Source organism: Robbsia betulipollinis (genome assembly GCF_026624755.1).
In the GTDB taxonomy this organism is placed as follows: domain Bacteria; phylum Pseudomonadota; class Gammaproteobacteria; order Burkholderiales; family Burkholderiaceae; genus Robbsia; species Robbsia betulipollinis.
In genome coordinates, this window is the sequence record NZ_JAPMXC010000002.1 from 312,429 (window position 1) to 333,112 (window position 20,684).

At 66.5% G+C, this 20,684-nt stretch carries 20 protein-coding genes; 2 read left to right on the forward strand and 18 right to left on the reverse strand.

Features of this window, described 5'->3' with window-relative positions; translation table 11 throughout:
* Positions 1–27: 27 nt before the first annotated feature.
* The 11 genes from OVY01_RS13150 to OVY01_RS13200 all read right to left on the reverse strand — a co-directional run bounded on the left by OVY01_RS13150 (position 28) and on the right by OVY01_RS13200 (position 11,221).
* A complete protein-coding gene (locus tag OVY01_RS13150) occupies positions 28–2,031 on the reverse strand; it encodes a pilus assembly protein TadG-related protein (protein ID WP_267848035.1) in 2,004 nt (667 codons plus the stop codon).
* A 67-nt stretch (positions 2,032–2,098) separates the two neighbouring features.
* Positions 2,099–2,569, reverse strand: a complete 471-nt coding sequence (locus OVY01_RS13155) for a TadE/TadG family type IV pilus assembly protein (RefSeq protein ID WP_267848036.1) — start codon at positions 2,567–2,569, stop codon at positions 2,099–2,101.
* Between the two features lie 38 nt (positions 2,570–2,607).
* Positions 2,608–2,922, reverse strand: coding sequence for a DUF3613 domain-containing protein (locus OVY01_RS13160; protein WP_267848037.1), 315 nt, complete (start codon positions 2,920–2,922; stop codon positions 2,608–2,610).
* Complete coding sequence (locus OVY01_RS13165) at positions 2,919–3,815, reverse strand: tetratricopeptide repeat protein (protein ID WP_267848038.1); 897 nt, start codon at positions 3,813–3,815, stop codon at positions 2,919–2,921. Before OVY01_RS13165 ends, OVY01_RS13160 begins: the two co-directional genes overlap by 4 nt.
* Before the next feature lie 2 nt (positions 3,816–3,817).
* Positions 3,818–4,783, reverse strand: a complete 966-nt coding sequence (locus OVY01_RS13170; protein WP_267848039.1) for a type II secretion system F family protein — start codon at positions 4,781–4,783, stop codon at positions 3,818–3,820.
* Positions 4,780–5,721, reverse strand: a complete 942-nt coding sequence (locus OVY01_RS13175; RefSeq protein ID WP_267848040.1) for a type II secretion system F family protein — start codon at positions 5,719–5,721, stop codon at positions 4,780–4,782. Before OVY01_RS13175 ends, OVY01_RS13170 begins: the two co-directional genes overlap by 4 nt.
* Positions 5,718–7,214, reverse strand: coding sequence for a TadA family conjugal transfer-associated ATPase (locus tag OVY01_RS13180; RefSeq protein WP_267848041.1), 1,497 nt, complete (start codon positions 7,212–7,214; stop codon positions 5,718–5,720). Before OVY01_RS13180 ends, OVY01_RS13175 begins: the two co-directional genes overlap by 4 nt.
* Positions 7,215–7,249: 35 nt before the next feature.
* A complete protein-coding gene (locus OVY01_RS13185; protein WP_267848042.1) occupies positions 7,250–8,452 on the reverse strand; it encodes a CpaE/TadZ family protein in 1,203 nt (400 codons plus the stop codon).
* A gap of 35 nt (positions 8,453–8,487) precedes the next feature.
* Positions 8,488–9,870, reverse strand: a complete 1,383-nt coding sequence (locus OVY01_RS13190; protein WP_432422244.1) for a type II and III secretion system protein family protein — start codon at positions 9,868–9,870, stop codon at positions 8,488–8,490.
* Positions 9,871–9,950: 80 nt separating this feature from the next.
* Positions 9,951–10,928, reverse strand: a complete 978-nt coding sequence (gene cpaB, locus OVY01_RS13195; protein ID WP_267848044.1) for a Flp pilus assembly protein CpaB — start codon at positions 10,926–10,928, stop codon at positions 9,951–9,953.
* 104 nt (positions 10,929–11,032) lie between these two features.
* The gene (locus OVY01_RS13200) at positions 11,033–11,221 is read right to left on the reverse strand and encodes a Flp family type IVb pilin (RefSeq protein WP_267848045.1); all 189 of its coding nucleotides are present in this window, start codon (positions 11,219–11,221) and stop codon (positions 11,033–11,035) included.
* A gap of 724 nt (positions 11,222–11,945) precedes the next feature.
* Between OVY01_RS13200 and OVY01_RS13205 the strand changes: the two genes are divergently transcribed.
* Entirely contained in the window at positions 11,946–12,800 is an 855-nt protein-coding gene (locus tag OVY01_RS13205; RefSeq protein WP_267848046.1) for a TetR/AcrR family transcriptional regulator, read from the forward strand.
* Positions 12,801–12,819: 19 nt separating this feature from the next.
* Here OVY01_RS13205 and OVY01_RS13210 read toward each other — a convergent pair whose 3' ends face one another.
* Both OVY01_RS13210 and OVY01_RS13215 read right to left on the reverse strand, forming a co-directional pair.
* Positions 12,820–13,599, reverse strand: coding sequence for a haloacid dehalogenase type II (locus OVY01_RS13210; protein ID WP_267848047.1), 780 nt, complete (start codon positions 13,597–13,599; stop codon positions 12,820–12,822).
* 29 nt (positions 13,600–13,628) lie between these two features.
* Positions 13,629–14,306 carry an alpha/beta hydrolase gene (locus tag OVY01_RS13215; RefSeq protein ID WP_267848048.1) on the reverse strand — a complete coding sequence of 226 codons (678 nt, stop codon included), beginning with the start codon at positions 14,304–14,306 and terminating at the stop codon, positions 13,629–13,631.
* 263 nt (positions 14,307–14,569) lie between these two features.
* On the opposite strand from OVY01_RS13215, the gene OVY01_RS13220 reads away from it, so the two are divergent.
* Complete coding sequence (locus OVY01_RS13220; protein ID WP_267848049.1) at positions 14,570–15,295, forward strand: GNAT family N-acetyltransferase; 726 nt, start codon at positions 14,570–14,572, stop codon at positions 15,293–15,295.
* Here OVY01_RS13220 and OVY01_RS13225 read toward each other — a convergent pair.
* The 5 genes from OVY01_RS13225 to OVY01_RS13245 form a co-directional block, all read right to left on the reverse strand.
* Positions 15,289–15,915: a pyridoxamine 5'-phosphate oxidase family protein gene (locus OVY01_RS13225; RefSeq protein ID WP_267848050.1), complete on the reverse strand. Its 627-nt coding sequence runs from the start codon at positions 15,913–15,915 to the stop codon at positions 15,289–15,291. The genes OVY01_RS13220 and OVY01_RS13225 overlap by 7 nt on opposite strands.
* Positions 15,912–16,115, reverse strand: coding sequence for a hypothetical protein (locus OVY01_RS13230; RefSeq protein WP_267848051.1), 204 nt, complete (start codon positions 16,113–16,115; stop codon positions 15,912–15,914). Before OVY01_RS13230 ends, OVY01_RS13225 begins: the two co-directional genes overlap by 4 nt.
* A gap of 158 nt (positions 16,116–16,273) precedes the next feature.
* Entirely contained in the window at positions 16,274–17,314 is a 1,041-nt protein-coding gene (gene nudC / locus OVY01_RS13235) for an NAD(+) diphosphatase (protein ID WP_267848052.1), read from the reverse strand.
* 92 nt (positions 17,315–17,406) lie between these two features.
* Positions 17,407–19,218: a glycoside hydrolase family 15 protein gene (locus OVY01_RS13240; RefSeq protein ID WP_267848053.1), complete on the reverse strand. Its 1,812-nt coding sequence runs from the start codon at positions 19,216–19,218 to the stop codon at positions 17,407–17,409.
* Between the two features lie 148 nt (positions 19,219–19,366).
* The gene (locus tag OVY01_RS13245; RefSeq protein WP_267848054.1) at positions 19,367–20,461 is read right to left on the reverse strand and encodes a GGDEF domain-containing protein; all 1,095 of its coding nucleotides are present in this window, start codon (positions 20,459–20,461) and stop codon (positions 19,367–19,369) included.
* Between the last annotated feature and the right edge of the window lie 223 nt (positions 20,462–20,684).

Genomic DNA, 20,684 nt, shown 5'->3' on the forward strand with positions numbered 1-20,684 from the left:
TGGTCCAGTCGCGCTCCGGCGCCTCGCTCACTGGACCAGACGCACATCGGTACCGATGCAGTTGAGGCTGATCAGATTCAGCGTGCCCGCGCCCAGTTCGGTACCGAAAAGCGTGGTCAGCCCGCTGCTCAGGGACGCGGCAAGCGAGGTCAACGCGGGTTGCAGCAGATTCGCCACCGCGCTCGTGACAAAGAGCAGCGCGTTGGGCGTGCCGCTGCCGCTTGCCGTGCCCGAAAGCTTGGACGCCACACATGCCTGGATTGCGGCAGTACCCGTGCCGCTCACTATGCCGCAGGGTCCGAGCGTGCCGCCGAGCAGGCCGCCGAGAATGGGATTGATCGCGCTCGTCAGCGTCGCCACGGCGCTGGCGGTGCCCTGCAACAGCCTCAGCAACGAGGTTTGCGTACCGCTCAGCACCGACAGGCCCGTGCCGCCCAGCGCCGTCGACAGGCTTGTGAGCGACGCGAGACTGGCGTTGATCGCCGCCGCCGCCGCGTTCAACGTCGTGCCGGCGGGCGCGAGCGCCGTGGCGATCGTGCTCGTGCCGGTGCTCCCGGTGCTGGTCGTCGTGCCCACCGTACCGACCGACACCGAAGCGCTGCCAGGCAGCAGGGAGGCGACCAGTTGCGTGTCGAGACCGGTGAGGATCTGGCTCAGCGCGGTGCCCGGCACCAGGTTGTTGCCGGTGGTGACGGCCGTCTGGCCCGCGGCCAGCGTGTAGCTTCCCGTATTGGGCAGGGCCGCCAGCGTGAAGCCGGCCTTGACCGTCGCCAGCCCGCTCACCAGGCTCAACACGGTCTGCGGCGTCAGCGTCGACGCGCAACTGCTCGTGCCCGCCTTCACGGTGCTTTCTGTCAGCGCGCCGACACACGCCTGCAGGAGCGGGGTCGAGACCGAGAACGTCGCGGTGTCGGCGCCGCCGGCGTTCTTCGCGGTGCACAGCGAGGTGATGGTGGCCGAGGCGTCGGCCACGTCGATCTCGATCGGCAGATCGACGCTGGCAAGCAGGCCGAGCAGCGGCGCCGAACCCGTGATGCCGGCGGTGGTGACGTGCGCGTAGACGCGGATCTGTCCCGAATAGGCGCTGGCGCCCACGCCCCCCATGCCGATCGACGGCGGCGCGACGACATTGACCTGCGCGGTGATGCCGCCCGCGCCCAGCGTGGTGCCGATCGCGCTGTTCCGGTCGGCCACGCCCACCGCCGTGGTCACCAGACTCAGGGCATTCAACTGCGCGCCGAGGATGCTGCCCGCCGTATCGGTGCTGCTCGCCAAGGTATCGAATGTGAACAGACCCCGGACGCTCGCGGTGGTGAGCAATTGCACCGGCAGATTCGCCTGGGTGGGAGACACGCGCAGCACCGAGCTGAGATTGCTCAAGCCGGTCAGGCTGCCGATCGCGCCGACGACCTGGGCGTAGGTCACCGGATTCGTGCTCAGCAAGGTGGTCAGTCCGCCCACCGTCAGCGGGGTCGGCACGGCGATGCCCAGCGCGCGCAGGAAATCGAGCACGCTGAAATTTGCGCTGGCGATGGCGCCGCACGCGGCGACGCAACCCAGTTGACTGCTCAACAGTCCCGAGGCGATCGAGAAAACCGCCACCGGCGAACCGTTGCGAATCGCGATGGCCTGCGCGCCGATGGTGCTCGACGGCATCCACGAAGGCACCCACGGCAATGTCGCGCTGACCGACACGTAGACCGCGTTCGGATCGACGCTCGCGTCCGTTTGCGGCTGGTAGTGCAGCGCGCTCGTGTAGGCTGCGTTCCAGCGCCCGCAGCTGCTCGCGAAGGTGGTCGTCACGCCGTTGAGCGCGCCGTTCGCGCTGGCCGTTTTCAGCGCGGTGGTGCAATCGGTGCCGCTCAACTGCTGCGCGCCCGCCAACGCGCTGAAATCCGCGACGGTCTGCATCTTGCGTCGCAGGTAGAACGCATAGCCGAGCGCGAGCGACTCCAGCAGCACCACGGCGACCAGCAGGAAGATCGCCATGGTGATCGCGATGCCGCCGGATTGTCTGTGGGAGGTCGTCAAGCCATTCTCCCCGCCGGGGCAAACGCCCGCGTCATCGTCGCCATCGCCGTGACGGCCGCTCTCGTCATCATGGCCTCACCGTCACGACACCGGGTTCGAGCTGGACCACCGCGCTCGCGCTGAGCGTCGTCGGCAGAAGCAGATTCAGCAGCGGCAAGGTGGGAACCAGCGGATTCGCGGCGTAGGGATAGGTGGCGACCACCTTCAGACAGGACGCGCTCGACTGGTAAGGGCAGGCGATCACGACCGGGGCGTTGGCCGGACAGCCCGCCAGATTGCTGCCCAGCCATGCCGTCTGCAGATTGACCGCATTGCACGCGGCGAGCGCCGGCGCGGTACTGTAGCGCAGCGCCGCGCGCGCGCCCTCGGCGACGGCGAGCTGCAGCGATTGCTGCGCGAGCAGGATGAGGCCGTAGGTGATCAGGCCGTAGACAAGCAGGAACACGGTCGGAAAAACCAGCGCGAATTCGATGGCGGCGGTGCCGCGCTGGGACGCACGGGCCGGTCGCGCGCGGCCTGTCGCGGCCCGGCCTGTCACGGCCCGGCCTGTCGCGGCCCGGCCTGTCGCGGCCCGGCTCATTTGTCATCCTGCCCGGATTTGACCTTCTTCTCGAAGAACTCGGGAATCGGGTGAGCGAAGCTGTCGAGGTAACGCTTGTACGACGCGCTGGCCTCCTCGCCCGGTATCGGCAGCATCGGCCCCGCGGCCTGGCCGTCGACCTGCAATGCCAGCGCCGCCCGGGTGTCGCGCCCGAGTTCGTCGCGCGGCTCCGCGGTGCCGTAATCATTCCAGGCACTGTACGCGCCGGCGACGGGCAGGCCCGCGAACACGACACCCGCGACCAGGCGCGCCGCCGCCCTGATGACCCTGCCTCGGATGCGATGCGTCATTGCGCGTCTCCAGAACGTTCCAACATCAAGGGCGGCCGCCCGCCCGTGCCCGGCGGCAACGCCGCGGCGAGCGCGGGCGCGGGAAGGCCGGGCGCGCCCGTCGCGCCCGTCGCACCTGTCGCACCCGTCGCGGTGCCCAACTGCGCCGCCAGCGTGCGTGTGGCCTGCACCGTCGCCTCGGGGAGTGCCGCACGCGCGACGACCCGCTGCGCGCCGGTGGCGTCGCCCGCGAGCAACAGGTACAGAACAAGATTGGCGATCACTTTGTTGTTGCGTGGCGCCAGTTCCGCTGCCTGCGCGATCGGCAGCCGCGCCGCTGCCGTACGGCCCGCGAGAAGATCGGCGTAGGCCAGATCGTTCAGATAGGAGACATTGATCGGATCGCGGTCAACCGCCTTGCTCAACGCATCGATGGCCGCCGTGTAGCGATGCTGTGCGGCCAGCACGCGTCCGCTCCCGTGCCACGCGGCGGCGCCCGTGGTGGGATCGTCCATCAGCGATTGATAGACCGACAGCGCCGCCGCGTCCTGTCCGGTCTCGCGCAGCGCGTCGCCACGCAACAGTTCGATGTCGGCGCGGGGGCCGTATTTTTTCTCGAACGCGTCGATGTGCGCGAGCGAGGCATACGACAGTTCCTTCGCCTGCATCTCGCCGATGAGGGTCAAATACAGATTGCGGTCGTTCGCCACGGCCGGGACCTGCTCCGCTTGCTGGCGCGCCACCGCGGCGTCATGCATCACGGCGTCGGCCGTCGTGGCGTGGCTGGCGCAACCGGCCATCGCGCTCAGCCCCCAACCGGCCAGCGCCACCCGGACAAGAATGCGCGACGCCGGTGGGCGTCGTACGAAACCACTCGCCAGCTTGCGAGCGTGAAACAGCGAAACGGTGCGCATCGTCACCCTCCTCCCATCCGCGACAGGCTGCGGAAAATCGCCAGAAAACCCGCGCCGCCGGTCACCACGATCAACGCCGGCAGCAGCGTCAGCACCATGACGCCGGTCATCTTGACGGTCAGTTGTCCGATGCGTGCCTTCATGTCGGAACGCCGCCGCTCGCGCATGCGTTCGCCGAACTGCTGCAACGGCGTCTGAACCGCCCCGCCGAAGCGGTCGACCTGGACGATGAGTTCGGCGACCGAGGCCATGTCGGCATTGCGATAGATGGTGGCGAAACGCTGCAGCGATGCCGCGCGCGGCAAGCCGGAGCGAAATTGCGCCTCGGCATGCGCGAGTTCGCTGCTCAACACCGGCATGGCGGTGCCGAAGTCCTGCTCGATCAACTGGATCGTCTGGTCCACACTCAGTCCCACGCCCTGCAACAACCGCAGCAGGTCCACCAGCAGCGGCATTTCCTCGTCCGCGTGCCGGCGCCGCGCCGCCGCGCGCCGGCGCATCACCCATTTCGGCACCATGTAGCCGGTGCCGAAACCGAAGAACACGATGCCGCACGATTCGAGCACCGTGTCGTGCGGCACCACCACCAGACCGAGCGCGGGCATGCCGAAACCGAGTACCGTGCGCGCGAGGAAGAACCAGGCCTGCCCCGCGGGATGATTCACCGCGCACTGATCCAGCAGCAGACGGTCCTCGCCTGCGACCAGACTGCGTCCCAGCGCCGATGCCACACCACGCGCGCCGAGCTGTGCGATCCACACGCGCCAGCCATTCGAGCGACGCCGCTCCAGTACGCGCCCGGCACGGGCCGCCACGGCCTGATCCAGGCGCCGTGCCTGCCGGGTCTGCATGCGGGCGCGCCGGATCAAACCCATGCCCAGCACCAGACTCGCCGCGGCCGCGGCCAGCAACGCAAGCGCGAGGCAGGCATGACGCGGGGAGACGAACCATTCGAAAAAGAGCGTCATAGGCCTTTCGCCAGCCGATACAACAGGAAGGAGCCCGTGATCTGCAAGCCCGCGGCGCCGACCAGCATCTGCGCGCCCATCGGATCGTTCCACATCTGCGCGAAGAAACGGTTATTGAAAATCATCAGTCCGCAGACCAGGGTCAGCGGCAACAGGCCCAGCACCCAGGCCGAAATGCGGGTTTCCGACGACAACGCCAGCAGTTCCTGATGCGCGTGCTCGATATCGCGCATGAAGTCGGCGATGCGTGTCAGGATCTGATCGCTACGGCCGCCAAAGCGCGTCGAGACGCCGAGCACCGCGCCGATCGTCAACAGTTGATTCACGCCATACATGCGAGCGGTCTGCTTGAGCGCCACATCGAGCTCGACGCCGGCACGATTCAACTGTGCCGCGCGTCCAACCAGCTCTCCCAAAGGCATCGGCGATTGTTCGGCGATCTGCTGGAACGCCGAGCCCAGGCTCGTGCCCAGGCTGACCTGTCGCACCAGTGCGTCGAGCAGCGGCGGTAGCTGCCGCACGATGCGACGATGCCGGCGTGAAATCATCAGCCAGAGGCGAAACCACGTGGCGACGAACGCGAGCAACACGACGAATCCGGCCGGCACGAGGCCAAGCAGCATGCCGGCCACCAGCGTCGGCACCGCAGTCAGACAGACCTGCAGGAGCAACCAGCGGGAATGCTCATGGATGCCGGCCCGCAGAAAGAGATTTTCGATCGCCGGCAGGCGTTCGAGCGGCCGTTGCGCGAGCCAGCCCCGCGCGCGCGCGGCCGGTGCGTCGGTCTGACGCGCCGCGGGCAGCGCACGCAGATGCGGCGCGACGAAATCGCCCGCGGCCCGCCCGATGCGCCGTCCCGCACGCTGCGCCAGCAGCAGCAGGATACCGGTCGCGCCCAGCAGCAGCGCCGCGCACAGCAACAACGCCCGGGCGCTCATCCGCGCCTCCCGAACCAGCCGCCGGCGCTCCCCGTCACCGTTGCGAGATCGGCATGGGAGGACGTGGCGGCGACGGCTGCCCTGTCCGAGGCGAGCACCGCGGCGGCGGTCGCGCTGACGGCAGCGGCAGCGGCAGCGGTTGCGTTGGCGTTGGCGTTGGCGTTGGCGGCAGCGGGTCGGGCCCGCGTCCTCAGGTTCATCGGCAGCAATTGCTCGCGGTAGCGCGCCAGCTTCGGCGAATGGGGTGCCACGCCAAGTGCGTGCCAGACATCGTCCGGAGTGCCGTCGAGCGACGTCAGCGTTTCGTGACGGTAGAGTTCCTGCATCGCCACGACATCGTCGCCGAAGCCGGTGAGTTCGGTAACCGAGACGATGCGCCGCTGGCCGCCCGGCAGGCGGGCGATCTGCACGATGAAATCCAGCGCGCTGGCGATCTGTCGGCGCAGGCTGCTTTCGCTGCCGGTGAAACCGGCGAACCCCGCCAGCATCTCGATCCGGTACAGACATTCGCGCGGCGAGTTCGCGTGGATCGTCGCCATCGAACCGTCATGGCCGGTGTTCATCGCCTGCAGCATTTCCAGCACTTCCGCGCCCCGCACCTCGCCGACGATGATCCGGTCGGGGCGCATGCGCAGGCTGTTGCGCAGCAAGTCGCGAATCGAGATCGCGCCAGTACCCTCGAAACTGCCGTGGCGCGTCTCCAGCCGCACCACATGCGGATGATTCAGCGACAGCTCGGCGGTATCCTCGACGGTCACGATGCGCTCGCCCTCATCGGCGAAGCTCGCCAGCGCATTCAACAGCGAGGTCTTGCCCGAACTCGTACCGCCCGAGACGAGAATATTGCAACGGCCCTTGACCGCGAGCCTGAGCAGTTCGTACACCGAATCGTCCATCGTGCCGATACCCAGCAACTCCTCGGCCGTCAGCGGCTGCCGGCGGAACTTGCGGATCGACACCATCGGCCCGTCGACCGCCAGCGGCTCGATGACGGCGTTCAGGCGGCCGCCGTCGGGCAGGCGCGCGTCGACCATCGGATTCGATTCGTCGATGCGCCGGCCCAGCGGCGCGAGCACGCGGCGCACGATGCGCAGCACGTGCTGGTTGTCGGCGAAGCGTACCGCTTCGCGCCTGAGGATGCCGCGCCGGGACACGAAGATATTGTCGAAACCGTTGATCAGGATGTCCTCGACCGCCGGATCCTGCAGCAGGTCTTCCAGCGGACCGAGCCCGACCAGTTCCTTCGTCAGCGCCCGCGTGACCACCTTCAGTTCGCTTTCGTTGATCGCGACCCGCCACTGGCGCCCGTAGGTGGCCACTTCCTGCTCGACGAACTGTTCGATTGCGACCTTCGACCAGCGGCCGAATTCCGTGCCGAGCGCTTCGATACGCGTCATCAGATGCGCATGCACCGCCGCCTTGATCTCGACGAAACGCGTCGAATGAATGAACTCCGTAACGCTGCCCTCGGTAAATACGATATCGCTGAACATGGTCTTTCCTGGTGAAGGGAGGCGCGGCGGCTGTGCTAGCCCCTGCGCCACAGGCGCGTGACATGGGACCAGCGCCCGGCCCCGGCCTTGTGAGACGCGCCGTCGCGCGGCGCGAGCGCTTCGATCAGGCGCTGCACCGCGCGGATATACGGCTCCTGTTTGCTGCCGACCAGCAATTGCCCTTGGGCCGCGGCGCGACCCAGCGCGATGCGCCGGTCGGGTATCGTCGCGACCAGGGCCAGCGAAAAGCGTTCGGCCAGCTGCCCCGCCGACATGCCATAGCTTTCGTCGTAGCGGTTCACCACGAGCCTGAGCGCCGCGCGCTCGAGCGAGCGCTCCTCGAGCTGCATCAGGAGTTCCGAGAGCGAGACGATCGAGGCGATGCCCTGATCGGTCAGCACCAGGCGGGCGTCGGCCAGCGCGAGCACGCTCGCCAGCAGATCGGCACTGCCCGCGCCGCCCAGATCGACGATGACCAGATCGAAATAGCGGCGGATCTGATCGATCAGCACCACTGCGTCGGCCTGCGGCAACAGGCGCATGCGGCTGAGATCGCTGGGCAGCGCGAGCACGCTGACGCCTCTGGGCGACACCGGCAAGGCCGTATGCACCAGGGTTTCGTCGAGCCGGGACAAACCCGTCACCGCATCGGCGAAGTCGAAACCGGCGACCGTGTTCGTATAAAGCAGCCCGTCCCCGCCCGGCAGGCCGAGGTCGAGCAGCGCGATGCGTTGCGGCGCGCCGTCCTCCTCCATGGGCAAGGTCGCCAGATGTGCGGCGAGCGTGCTCACGCCCACGCCGATGCGCGCGCCGGCGATGGCGATGGTGAAGGCGTGCCGGGTCGACGTCGTGAAGCGTTCGCTCAGACGGCCCACCAGCGCGCGCACGTGCTCCGGCGCTTCGTCGAGGTCGATGAAATCGGTGACGCCGCTGCGCAGCGCGAGCAGCGTCATCGCCGGGTCACGCGCGTCGCCCACGCCCACGAGCAGGGTTCCCGGAATACAGCGTTGCAGGGTCGACACGACTGCGGCGGGCTCGGGCTGACCGGGCGAGGGTTCCGGGGCGGCGCTGAAATCGACGAAGGCGATCGACGGCTTCAGCACCGCCGCGGAACGGACGATGTAGGCGGCGTCGCCGCTCAGCCGGTCGACCCGGCCCAGACCGTCCAGACAGCGGCCGAGCAATTCGGCGCGCGCGGTGGATGCGGTGAAGAAGATGAAGTTCGCGGCACGACTCACTACGCGGGACTCCTGAAAACCGACGCCCATGATGGTTAGCGGCTGAAGCCGGGTAGTTCCATGCCGGATGCCGCCGCGCCCCCCAGGAAGGCGCCCCATACCGGCTGGTCGCTGCTGTCGCGTCCTTCGGCCGGGACGGGAATGGCAACGCCCCGCGCGATTGGCCGGACCAGATGCGGCGTCACGATGATGACCAGTTCGCGGTCGTTGCGCTGGTAGTCCAATGTCTTGAAGAAGGCGCCGATGATCGGCAGGTCGCCCAGCAGCGGCACCTTGTCCACGCTGGCGATGGTGCTGCGCGACACCAGACCGCCGATCACGAAGCTTTCGCCATCGCCGAGTTCGACCGCGGTATCCGCGCGGCGCGTCGTGATCGCCGGAATCGTGGTGCCGGACACCGTGAGCGAATGCGTGTAATCGAGTTCGCTCGCTTCGGGCGCGACTTTCAGCGCGATGCGCTCGCGGCTCAACACCGTCGGCGTCACCGTCAAGCCGATGCCGAACGGCTTGAACATGACGGTCGTGGTGCCCAGCCCGGCGGCGACCGGAACCGGCAGTTCGCCGCCCGCGAGAAAACTCGCCGACTGCCCGGACAGGGCAACGAGCGTCGGTTGCGCGAGCACCCGCGCGAGCCCGTTCGTTTCCAGCATGCTCAGATTCGCGAAAAGCCCGTTGCCAAAGGGCCCGGCCACCAGATTGAAGGCGCTCGACAGCGCCGTGTTCACCGTCGTGCCGAACGCCAGGCCACTCGAACTCGGCGAGTAGCTGGTCGCACTGTTCGCGCCGAACACGCCGAATCCGAAGCCATTCGCGCGGGAACTGAAGAGATTGAAGCCCGCCTCCTTCAGTACGCTCTTGCTGAACTCGACGATCTTCACATCGACCTGCACGGTGCCGCTCGACGCGATCTGCGACTGGTCGACGACCTTTGCCGCGGACTGCCGGGCGGCGGCCAGCGCGAGTTGTTGCTCGGGCACCGACGCCAGCGTGCCGCTCAGCACGGCCGTATCGTCGTGCACGTCGATCTGCGCGCCGCCGGCGGGCACGGCTTGCAGCAGCGGCGCCCGCACGTCGACGGTCTGCACCACCGGCATGCCCGCGCGCGCGCTCCAGATCGACAATTGCGTGGTGCCGGGGCGCTTTGCGACCACCAGCACGCCATCGCCCACCGGCACGATGTCGGCGACGTCCGGGTCGCCGATCGCCACCCGCTGCACGTGCGGTGCCGCGACCAGGCGCTGTTCGCGTGCCACGAGCCGCAGCACGTCGCGACGTCCGGACCCGATGCGATCGGCCGGACCGCCAGAGGCCGGCAGCGGGGGCAGCGCTGGCAAGGACGCGGGCAGCGGATCCGCAACCGGGACGACGCCCGGCGCGGCCAGAGCCGCTCCGGTCAGCAACGCCAGCAGACCCGCCATGCCGGCTTTGCGGCTTATCGCGCCATGCGGTCTGTGCTCGCGCGCCGCTTTCGCACACGCTGTCGTCGTTGCCATCGGCGTCATCGCACGTCCTCCAAAGCTTGGGACTGATGCTTGACGTCGACGCCGCGGATCACTTCGACGTCGCGTGTCTGCGCCGGGCGCGACACGCCGTGCCCCCCTGCTCCCACGACCGGCACCGGCGCCAGCGCGACGCGCACGACCGGCGCGCCGTCGAGCGACGCCGAGTCGACGCCGGCGAATGCGCGGTTCACCGGCGTATCGGCACGCAGACGCGCATCCGCGGAAGACGGATCGCGCATCGCGAGTCCCGGGCGCGGCGCCGCGAACAGGTCTGGCGCGGGCGTTTCGGGATCGAGCGGAAACCGTAGTGCCAGAGTGAGTTTGCCGACCTGCGCGGCCAGGATCAAGGCATCCACGTCTGCCACTGGCACCGCCAACACGGCGCTGCGGGCCTGGGACCGAAGCGTATCGCGGTTCGCCGCCTGGGCGACCGGTGCCAGGGAGTCGCTGCCGTAGGCGAGCACGCGTAAATTGGCCAGCAGGAGTCGAGCCACGGTTCTGTCGGGGTTCTGTGTCGCGCCGTCCGGCGCACGTATCGTGAAAAAGACATCGATTCGGTCTCCCGCCTGGATGGCGTTGCCGGCGCCGACGACTTCATCGACGGGGATCGCGACACCACGTTCTCCGGTGCGCAGGCTCAATGGCAGCCCCTGATGCAGGATCCCTTCGGTCAGCGGCATGCCGCTATTGATGACAACGCGCGGCACCTGCCCGACGACATCGGCGACGCGCGAATGCGCGGCCGTTGGATAGACAGGCATCTGCACCACGCGTACCGCGTCGGCAGGAATCGGCTGACCGGCCAGCAGGGCACGGTCAGCGACCACGACCGGAAACGTTCTTGCCGGTGCGATCGCAACAGGTGCCGTCGCGAGGGGGGGCACCGGACGCCGGCCGACGACGAATGCCAGGATCCCCAGCACCACCGCCAGAAACACCAGAATCGACGCGGTGATCCGTATCGAAGTGGTCATGGACGTGCCTGCACTCCAGCGAGGGTGGCTATCGAATCGGGCATGCGGTTCGGGAGCACGGAAGCAAGCATCGACGGATCGCGCCGGCAGACCGCGTCCGTCATTTAGAGCGCTGCCGCAATGCTGTTGAAAACCACCACCAGTTTGTTGCCCACGGCCGTCACCGCGACCACGATGACCGCCGCGATCAGACCCGCGATCAATCCATATTCGATCGCCGTGGCGCCGGTTTCATCACGCGCGAATGCCTGAATCGCCGTTCTGACACCTATCCATTTATTGGCAAACAACATTACCCATCTCCATTAAGTAAAAATTACCTGAATTAATAAATTGGCAGACAGGCAACCGAAAATTTCTGGTCGTAAAATGCTGCCGAAAGATCTCTTTCAAAACAATCCGAATCTTACCATCAACTCAAATCCAAAAAACCGCAAAGCAGACGGATTTGCAAAAAAATAACACTCCCTATAGATTCGCTCGAATACAGCATCGAAAGCTTCTTTATAACAATCCCTGCCCTAGTTCTTTTTCTCCATATCCAAATGAAAAATATAGGTATTTTTCCATGGAAAAAAATTTTTAAAGATCCTGTCGAAAGAACATCAAGAAAAAAGTTCTTTCTATTATTTAAATCGTTCGTTTGAATAAATCATCCGGTTGACCCGTGCCATTTCCCACACTGTATCCGTGCCATTCCGCCGGATACGCCATCGTTGCCGATGAGCATGCGAAAAATCGATAGGTAAATAATACCTATTACAAGATATTTTTTAAATATTGGAAGTCGACGGATTGGTTTTTCAGATAGCCCTTCTACGACGCAACCGCGGTTTTCCGATATCTCGACCGCATTTCCGGGCACGATCCACCGCCGCACGCAGCGGCCGCGGCAGCAACGCGGGCGCGCGCATCGGGAGCGCCGCCGCGCAGGCAAAGGGGAAAAAAATTACAGCGTTGGCAGCGTGTTACCGTATTATTGACAGGTCGTGGATAATTAGGCACGGGGACCGTCGCTTGGACGGATCGTCGGGGAAAGCGCCACTAGACATCCCGGGCATAGCGATCGAGCATCGAGGATGCGGTAATGAGAAGTCTGGCCATCATGCGCAGGCCACCAGCCAAGCGACCCCGACACCAAATTACTATGAGTGTTGCATGGATCGCACATCAATTGACGACACCGGGAAAACCACCAAAAGCCGACTGCTGGACGCAGCGCAGCAGTTGTATACGAAAGCGGGACACGAAGGCCTCTCGCTGCGTGATCTGACCGAACTTGCCGGAGTCAACCTGGCGGCAGTCAATTATCACTTCGGCTCGAAAACCGCCTTGGTCTGCGCCATGGTTGCGCGGCGCTTCGACCCGGTCAACGAAGCGCGCATCGGGGAGCTTTCACGGCTGGAGCATCAATTCCAGGACGAGCTGCGTTGCGAACACGTATTCACCGCATTGTTGAAGAGCGTGTGTCATCCCCGTTTCAACATCGTCGATTCCCCGCAACAATGGCAGTTCGCCATCCGTGCGAGTTGCGATCTGTCGCAGCCGCTACGGCAATTTCTCGCGCAACGCTACGGCCACGTCGAGCAACGCTTCATCGATGCCTTCTGCCGGGTCACGCCGTGGTTGTCGCGCGATGAGGTGGACTGGCGCATCCGGTGCGTCGCCTTCTCCCTGCCCGGGATCGGCCTGAATGCGAACACCTACGAGATGCTGCGCGGCGCCATCGACAAACGCCTGATGACGCCGACGCAGGCCCTGGTCGAACTCGTCGGCACGGCCCGGATGCTGCTGAACGCACCTTCTCTCGATACCGTCGAGCTAGAGAAGCTGCACGCCCTCTTCGCCGATTCGATGCAGGAACCGGCCTGACCCCGCATGCGGGCACGCATTATCGCGGCGCCGAGTCGCCGCCCACCGAGGCGAGACGGTGCGCCGCCACCATGTCCGCCAGGCTCTTGAAATGAAAGTCGTAGCGGGGCACCACCGCGGGCACATGGGTGGCGCCGCTGCCTTCCAGACCATGCCGGCGATGTATCCATGCGGACGCCAGCCCGACGGTATTGGCCGGCACGTGATCGTGATACAGGCTTTCGGCGGTGTGCAGGATGGCGTCACGGGGGATGCCCGCCGCCCCCAGATGCGCGATCATATGGTCGAAATTGCGCGTGTCCGGTTTGTACGAACCGATATCCTCCGCCGTGAAGACATGGTCGAAATCGACGCCCAGCCGTGCCTGGCTCGACGCGAACGTCCGCCGGTCGATGTTCGACAGGATCACCAGCGCGTAGTGCTGCCCGAGATAGCGCAGCGCTTCGCGGGAATCGGGAAAAGCCGGCCATTCGGGCACGGACGCGCCGAACGCTTCGCGCTCGGCGGCGTCGGCCGGCGTCGCCCACTCGGCGGCGATCCGATCGTACACCGCGCGCAGGATATCGGGATAGAGCGCCGTCGGCGTGGCCTGCTGCTGCGGCGACTCGTGACGCCCGAACGTTTCGAGCACCCTGTCGCGCGTTGCGGGACGGCCGCTGCGAGCCACCAGCGGCCGCAGCGCGTCGACGATGCCGGATTCCCAATCGATCAGCGTGCCATAACAATCGAAGGTCAGCGTGGTGAACGCCGTGAGCGGGCGTGCGCCTGCCTGCGCGCCGGCCGCCACGCTGCCTGCCATTCCAGGGATCCCTGCCGGTGCTTTGGACATCATCGTGGCTCCGCCGCGAGCCGCGCCTGCAGCCAGGCGCTGATCGCGCCGACCTCCTCCGCGCATAGCGAATGCGCCATCGGATAGGTGTGCCATTCGAGCGCGAAGCCCGCCTCGACGATCATGTCGCGCGCGCGTTCGCCCAGCGTCAGTGGCACGACATTGTCCTGCGTGCCGTGTGCGGCGAAGATCGGCGTCGTGCGCTGCGCGTCCTGCCATTCGGCACCGACCAGTTCCGGCACCGGGATGTACGTCGAAAGCGCGAGGATGCCGGCAAGACTTTGCGGGTGCGTCAATCCGACCGTATAGGCCATCGCGCCGCCCTGTGAAAAGCCCGCGAGCACGATCCGCTCGCTCGGCACGCCGCGCGCGTTTTCAGCCGCGATCAGTGCCCGGATGCGCTCGCGCGACTTCGCCACGCCGGCGACGTCGGCATGGCGTTTCTCGTCGTCGACCGACACGATGTCGTACCAGGCCGGCATCACATGGCCGCCGTTCCACGTCACCGGGATGTGCGGCGCATGCGGAAAGATGAAGCGCATGGCGGTGCCGGGCGGCAGGCGCAGTTCCGGTATCAACGGCACGAAGTCGCTGCCGTCGGCGCCCAGCCCATGCATCCAGATAACCGAAAACATCGGGTTGGGTGCAGTGTCATGCACGATCTCGTGCTCACTCATCGTTGCGGTCCTCATTGGTTGCGGTGCACCAGGCCTCGTGATGCTGGGCGCTGGCGTGTCATCGAGTGTCATTCCGAACTAGCTCTTCTTTTACGTCGAATCGCCGGGTGTCGTCAACCGGCCGCATGGCCGCGCGGACGCGCCGGGCCATGCGGCGGCGTTTCCGCGTTTCCGCCCCGCCCCGTCCCGCCACTTTACGGGAAGCGCGCCAACGCCCACACTGGCGGGCGGGACTGCATCGAAACCGACCATGGGAGCGCTTCTTGGACCACCATCACAATGCATACGGACAAGCCGTGGGCGCGCCCTTGCCCCACTGGACAGAGGCGCGGGTGCCAGGACCCACGACCCTCGTCGGGCGCTACGTGCGTCTGGAGCCGGTCGACCCGGCGCGGCACGCGCGCGCCTTGCACGCAGCCTATGAGGAAGCAAGCGACGAGCCGATCTGGACCTACCTCAACATCGGTCCCTTCGCCTCGGAATCCGCGTTTCAGGATCATCTCGCCCGTATCGCCGGCTCGGCCGATCCACGGCATTTCGCGCTCGTGGATCTGGCCGACGAGCAACCGGCAGGCACCTTCGCGCTCATGCGCATCGACCCGCCGAACGGCGTGATCGAACTGGGCTTCGTGGTCTACTCGCCGCGCCTGCGCCGCACCCGGATCGCCACCGAGGCGCTCTATCTGCTGATGCGCCATGTCTTCGACGATCTCGGCTATCGTCGTCTCGAATGGAAATGCGATGCGCTGAACGCGCCGTCGCGCGCCGCGGCCTTGCGCTACGGATTCCATTTCGAGGGCATCTTCCGCCAGGCCACGGTATACAAGGGGCGCACCCGGGACACCGCGTGGTTCTCGGTCATCGACGCGGAATGGCCGGCGTTACGCCAGGCGTATGAACGCTGGCTCGGCGCTCCCAACTTCACCGCCGACGGCGTGCAGATCGAACGGCTCTCGGACCTGACGCGGGCCGCGAACGCAGGTCAGTAGAGCGTGGCCTGGATACGGGCCGGCGCGTCGCGGTCGTAGGCCGCGCCATCGATCCTGCCGTCGGACAGGTGCTTGAGGATCGTGCCCGGGCTTGGCAGGCTGCCGGCCGGGACCCGGGTCGCCGGATCCCAGAGCTTCGAACGCACGATCGCCTTCGAGCAGTGAAAATAGACCGCATCGATCGACACGACGATCGCGGTACGCGGCAGCTTGCCGGCGATCTCGAAACCGGCGAGCAGCGCGGGATCGGCCGACACGTGCGCGCGGCCGTTGATGCGCAGGCTTTCCCCGTTTCCCGGAATCAGGAACAGGACCGAGACGCGGGGATCGGCGACGATGTTGCGCAAATTGTCGAGCCGGTTGTTGCCGGGCCGATCGGGAATCGCGACGGTGCGCGCGTCGAGGATCCGCACGAAACCGGCCGGATCGCCCTTCGGCGAGCAGTCCAGCCCTTGCGGTCCGACGGACGCCAGCACGATGAACGGCGCGGCCTCGACGAACGCCCGGTAATCCTCGTTCAGCCGGTCCGTCTCCTTGGTCAGCGCACGCTCCAGCGGTTGACCATAGAGCGCGTCGAGTTCTTCGACGCTGCGCACGATGTGGGAGGCGGCGTCGCTCATGTCAAACCCAGCCGCCGCAGCGTCTCGACGCCTTCCGGCGTCACCGAGAACCGGGGCTCCTCGCCACGCATCGCTTCCACCCGGACCAGCCGTTCCTGCTGCAGCGCAATCGCATCGGGTTCATGGGCCGACACCTGTCCGGGCGCATTGAACAGCAGCAACAGGATCGCGATCTCGTGGTGGCTCAGCAATTTTTTCATCTTCCGCTCCGGGCAAGGGACAGATGCTGCGGCGACGCAGCGAGGAGAGAGCATCATCGTATAAAACCCATTTCCGATTGGCAACGACATGTGACGGAATATCACAATGCCGCGGTCTGCCTCCGCCCGTCTTTGCCTGTGTCGACGCCAGCAACAGGCTAGCCGCCCACCAGTGTTTCCCCCGCCGCGAAGGCCTGCATCAGGTGATGCGCAATCGCGAACGGCTGCGGCGCGACCAGACCCTGCGGATGCGTCCGCTCCAGCATCGCGCGCACCTCGGCGCGGGAAAACCAGCGCGCGTCCTCGAGTTCGGTGCGGTCGATGATCAGGTCGTTCCCTTGCGCGCGGGCAACGCAGCCCAGCATCAGCGACGACGGAAAGGGCCAGGGCTGCGACGCGAAATAGCCGACTTCGACGCACGCTACCCCCGCCTCTTCCCGTACCTCGCGCCGCACCGCATCCTCGACCGTTTCGCCCGGCTCCAGGAACCCGGCCAGCGCCGAATACATCCCCGGCGCGAAATGCGGCTGCCGGCCCAGCAGGCAGCGCTCACCGTCGATCACCAGCATGATGACGACCGGATCGACCCGCGGGAAATGCTGCAGGCCGCACGCCCGGCAGTCACGACGCCAGCCCGCTGCCGTCAGCGCGCTCGGCTGTCCGCAATTCGCGCAGAAGCCGTGCCGCTGGTGCCAGTGGATCACCGCCTTCGCGCCGCCGAGTTCGCCGAGCAGCGCCTCGGCCACCAGACCAGCGCTCGCGACGGCGCGCAGATCAAGGGCCTCGAGACCGGCAAAGGCGGCGGGCAGCGTGGACGACGCCGACCCGACGATGGCGGTCAACCCGGCCGCCGATGGCGGCTCGCTCGCCTCGAACACCAGCGCGAACAGCGCCGCGTCGCCCCGTTCGGCATCCAGACCCAGAAACAGCTCGAAGCGCGGCGCGCCGAGATCCGCCACCTCCGGCGCGGTAAAGACCGCGTCGAACCGGCGGGCATGCACGTTGTTGCCGTCGGGCCCGTCGCGGCCATCGTCGTCATTCGCACGCAGGACCGGCCGCTCGCCGAAAAACACCAAAAAGCGGGTGGCGGGCGACCGGCGCAGTCGTTCGATGAACGCGCTGTCCGCGCGCTTCTCGGACAGGCGGTTCAGGGGATTCGAACTGAATCCGATGCGGGACGAACGGTCTGAGTGCGGCATGTCGACGAGAGAAGAGAAATCGGTGGAAATACGGAAGCGAAGGAATTTGGCGGCATCGATCCCCGACCCGCGCGCAGGGCCAGGCGCAACCGTCACGGTTCGTCGCCCGACAATGCCGAAACCGCGTGAATCAGCGCCAGATGGGTCAGACCCTGCGGCAGATTGCCCAGATACGCACCCGTGTCCGGGTCCACCATTTCCGAATAAATGCCCACGCCATGGTCCAGCGCGGCCACCGCCCGGACGAACGCGGCGCGCGCCTGGTCCGTCTGGCCCAGCAGCGCACGCGCCTCGACCATCCAGAAAGTGCAGGCGAGGAAGCATCCCTCTTCGTCCTGCATACCGCCATAGCGGTAGTGGAAGGCACCCGCGCCCAACTCGCGATCCACCGCGTCGAGCGTGCGCCGCAGCCGCTCGCGGCTGTCGAAACCGAAGCGCACCGCCAGCGCGAGCGAGGCATCGAGTTCGTCGCTCTCCGGATAAAACAGATAGGCGCCGCGTGCCTCGGACCAGCAGTGCGTTTCGATCCACGCCGCCACACGGTCCCGTTCCCGGCACCAGCGGTCACGGCAGGTGGTGGGCAGCTGCCCGCCATCGGCGAGCTCGACCGCGCGTGCCAAGGCCTGCCACGCGCTGATCTTCGACATCGTGTAATGCTGCGGTTCCTGCAGCTCCCAGATACCTGCATCCTTGCGCCGCCAGCGGTCCGCGCAGGCATCCGCAAGATGCGACAGCGTCTCGGCGCTGCGTGCGTCCAGGATATTGCCATACGCGACGAAACGCGCCGCCGTCTCGAAGATATCGCCATAGATGCCATGCTGGTGCTGACTGGTCGCGGCATTGCCGGTCACGACGGGCGCCGAGCCGCGGTAGCCGTCCAGTCCCACGTCCTCGAGGGCGGGCGCCTCGCCCCCTTCGAGTGCATACAGCACTTTTTCCTCGCCCTGCTGGAGCTGCCGCAGCAGCCAGGTGAACGCGGCCTTCGCTTCTTCCTGCGCCCGAATGCGCAGGAACGCCTTGATCGTGTACCCCGCGTCGCGGATCCACGCGAAACGGTAATCGAAGTTCTTGTCGCCGCCGATGCGCTCGGGCAGCGAGGTGGTCGCCGCCGCCGCGATCGCGCCGCTGGGCGAATACAACAGCAGCTTCAGCGCCAGTGCGCTGCGCACCAGCAGCGCGCGGAATTCTCCTTCGTAGCGCAGCTTGCCCGCCCACTCGCGCCACGCCGCGTCGGAGCGCTCGATGCGCGCATCGATCTCGCCGATGTCCGGCACCACCAGCGGCTCGTCCTCGCCCGCGACGATCGCCAGCGTTTCGTGTTCGCCGGCGCCCACGCTTACCGTCGCGAGAATGCCGGTATCCTCCTTTTGCTCGATGTGCACGCCGTCGCTGTGGAGAAACAGCCCGAGCACCCGGTCCGCGTGAAACACATCATGCGGGCCCGCGGACGCAAAGTACGGATTGATCGCGTCCGCGCGGCGACTGAACACGATACGCACGACAAACCGGACCTGGCCTTCCAGGCCTTCGAGACGGCGCGCGAGTTCCGACCAGGGCAGGCGTCCCGCCGAACCGCTGTTGTGCGACTCCACCAACCGCGCGCGGCCGCCCGCCGTGGAGAACACCGTTTCCAGCACGTTGCTGTTCTCGCGATAGCGACGGGTCGCCTCGAACGGCGCGTCCGGAACGATCTCGAAATAGCCCCCTTCCCGCGCATCGAGCAGGCGATCGAACAGCGGCGGCGAGCCGATGCCCGGCACGCACCACCAGTCGATCGAACCGTCGGTGCCGCTGAGCGCCACGGAACGGCCGTCGCCAAGCGCGCCATAGCCTTCGAGCGGCAGAAAACCGTCCGGATCGCGGTAAGTGGCACGCAGATGTGCGGAGGGATGCGGAGCATTCATGGACAACTTTCCTTGGCGGCGCGGGCTCGGTGAAATGCGGCCGGGGTACACCCGGCCTTTTCCAGCATACCCAAAACGCGCCACTACCGTCGGTCTCCCTCCTCCCGCCGTGCCGTGCCGTGCCGTGCCGTGCCCGGCGCCCGCCCGCCTACGTCACCACGTCCGAAGCGGATTCCCGTACGGACGCGGCCACCCGGTCACGGCCGCGCCGCTTGGCCTCCAGCATCGCCTTGTCGGCCCGGTCCAGCAGCGATGCCAGATTCTCCCCGCGATCCCATTCGGCCAGACCCAGGCTCACCGACACACGCCCATGCGGATGACGGATCGTCCCGATCCGACGGCGCAACCGCTCCGCGACCTCGAGCGCCGTAGCCATCGGACTGGTGGTGAGGAGCACGGCAAATTCCTCGCCGCCCATCCGGCCGACCACGTCGCCGAGCCGGGTCTGCTCGACGATGGCGGCCGCGACTTCGCGGATGACGCGGTCGCCGGCCGCGTGGCCCAGTTGATCGTTGATCGCCTTGAAGTGATCGATATCGATGAACAGCGCGCTCACCGGCTCGCACGCCGTCTCGCAACGGTGAATGGTGCGTTGCGCCTCTTCCAGGAAATTGCGCCGGTTACGCACGCCCGTCAGCGGGTCTGTCGCCGCCAGATCGGCGAGCCGCGTTTCCAGCACGAAATGCTGAACGCGATAGCTGTAAAACAGCGAGAAACACGTGATCGAACTGCTGAACCCGACGCTCAGCCAGAGCCAGGTGACGATCTCCTCCTCGCGGGTCATCGGCATATGCAGCAGAAACGGCACCGTGACCGCGAGCGAGACCAGGGAGCCGATCACGAAATGCGCGCGCGTCAGCCAGAACGGCGCGGAGCACAGGGGAATGATGATCGCGGTGGGCAGGATCCAGAGAAACGGCGTGCGCGCATCGGCCGAGTTCAGAAAGGCGCCAAGCTCCAGCACGACCACGTAGACCACGGTAAATGCGCCCGAGACGTGGATGCGCTTCGCGCGGCTGGCGCCGTACATCAGCCCCCCCAGCATGACGACATAGCATGCCGCCGCCGGCAGTGGCGTGACCGCCCGCACCAGCGCGCAGTGGGCCGCCGTGAACATCAGAAACGCCACGATTCCGAAAATCATCGTCGCGACCGACAGGGGGCGGCTGCGCACCATCGAATACCGTTCGAACTGCGCGCCGCTGTGCCCACTCAGGGCGGTGGGGAAAAAAATGGTAGGCATGGTGTGCGGTGAAGGCAGCAGGTCGAAGACGACGGACCGGCCCGACGGCTAGGCATGCCCTGCCTGCCTGGGCAAGCGGCATTTCTCCGTACTGCGCGCGATCCGCCACGCTACCGTGTTAACGGGCGCCATCCCGTGTTTCTTGAGGCCGTTCGATGAAAGCGGCAGCGTTGGCGACCGGCAGGGACCGTCATCGGTCTGTTTTCCGGTTTCACGCAATCAG

Coding starts and splice junctions, on each gene's coding strand:
- OVY01_RS13160 (WP_267848037.1), bottom strand. CDS start 2,922: ATGACGCATCGCATCCGAGGCAGGGTCATCAGGGCGGCGGCGCGCCTG.
- OVY01_RS13240 (WP_267848053.1), bottom strand. CDS start 19,218: ATGAATGCTCCGCATCCCTCCGCACATCTGCGTGCCACTTACCGCGAT.
- OVY01_RS13170 (WP_267848039.1), bottom strand. CDS start 4,783: ATGACGCTCTTTTTCGAATGGTTCGTCTCCCCGCGTCATGCCTGCCTC.
- OVY01_RS13225 (WP_267848050.1), bottom strand. CDS start 15,915: ATGAGCGACGCCGCCTCCCACATCGTGCGCAGCGTCGAAGAACTCGAC.
- OVY01_RS13175 (WP_267848040.1), bottom strand. CDS start 5,721: ATGAGCGCCCGGGCGTTGTTGCTGTGCGCGGCGCTGCTGCTGGGCGCG.
- OVY01_RS13215 (WP_267848048.1), bottom strand. CDS start 14,306: ATGAGTGAGCACGAGATCGTGCATGACACTGCACCCAACCCGATGTTT.
- OVY01_RS13165 (WP_267848038.1), bottom strand. CDS start 3,815: ATGCGCACCGTTTCGCTGTTTCACGCTCGCAAGCTGGCGAGTGGTTTC.
- OVY01_RS13230 (WP_267848051.1), bottom strand. CDS start 16,115: ATGAAAAAATTGCTGAGCCACCACGAGATCGCGATCCTGTTGCTGCTG.
- OVY01_RS13245 (WP_267848054.1), bottom strand. CDS start 20,461: ATGCCTACCATTTTTTTCCCCACCGCCCTGAGTGGGCACAGCGGCGCG.
- OVY01_RS13190 (WP_432422244.1), bottom strand. CDS start 9,870: ATGGCGGGTCTGCTGGCGTTGCTGACCGGAGCGGCTCTGGCCGCGCCG.
- OVY01_RS13210 (WP_267848047.1), bottom strand. CDS start 13,599: ATGGCAGGCAGCGTGGCGGCCGGCGCGCAGGCAGGCGCACGCCCGCTC.
- nudC (WP_267848052.1), bottom strand. CDS start 17,314: ATGCCGCACTCAGACCGTTCGTCCCGCATCGGATTCAGTTCGAATCCC.
- cpaB (WP_267848044.1), bottom strand. CDS start 10,928: ATGACCACTTCGATACGGATCACCGCGTCGATTCTGGTGTTTCTGGCG.
- OVY01_RS13180 (WP_267848041.1), bottom strand. CDS start 7,214: ATGTTCAGCGATATCGTATTTACCGAGGGCAGCGTTACGGAGTTCATT.
- OVY01_RS13200 (WP_267848045.1), bottom strand. CDS start 11,221: ATGTTGTTTGCCAATAAATGGATAGGTGTCAGAACGGCGATTCAGGCA.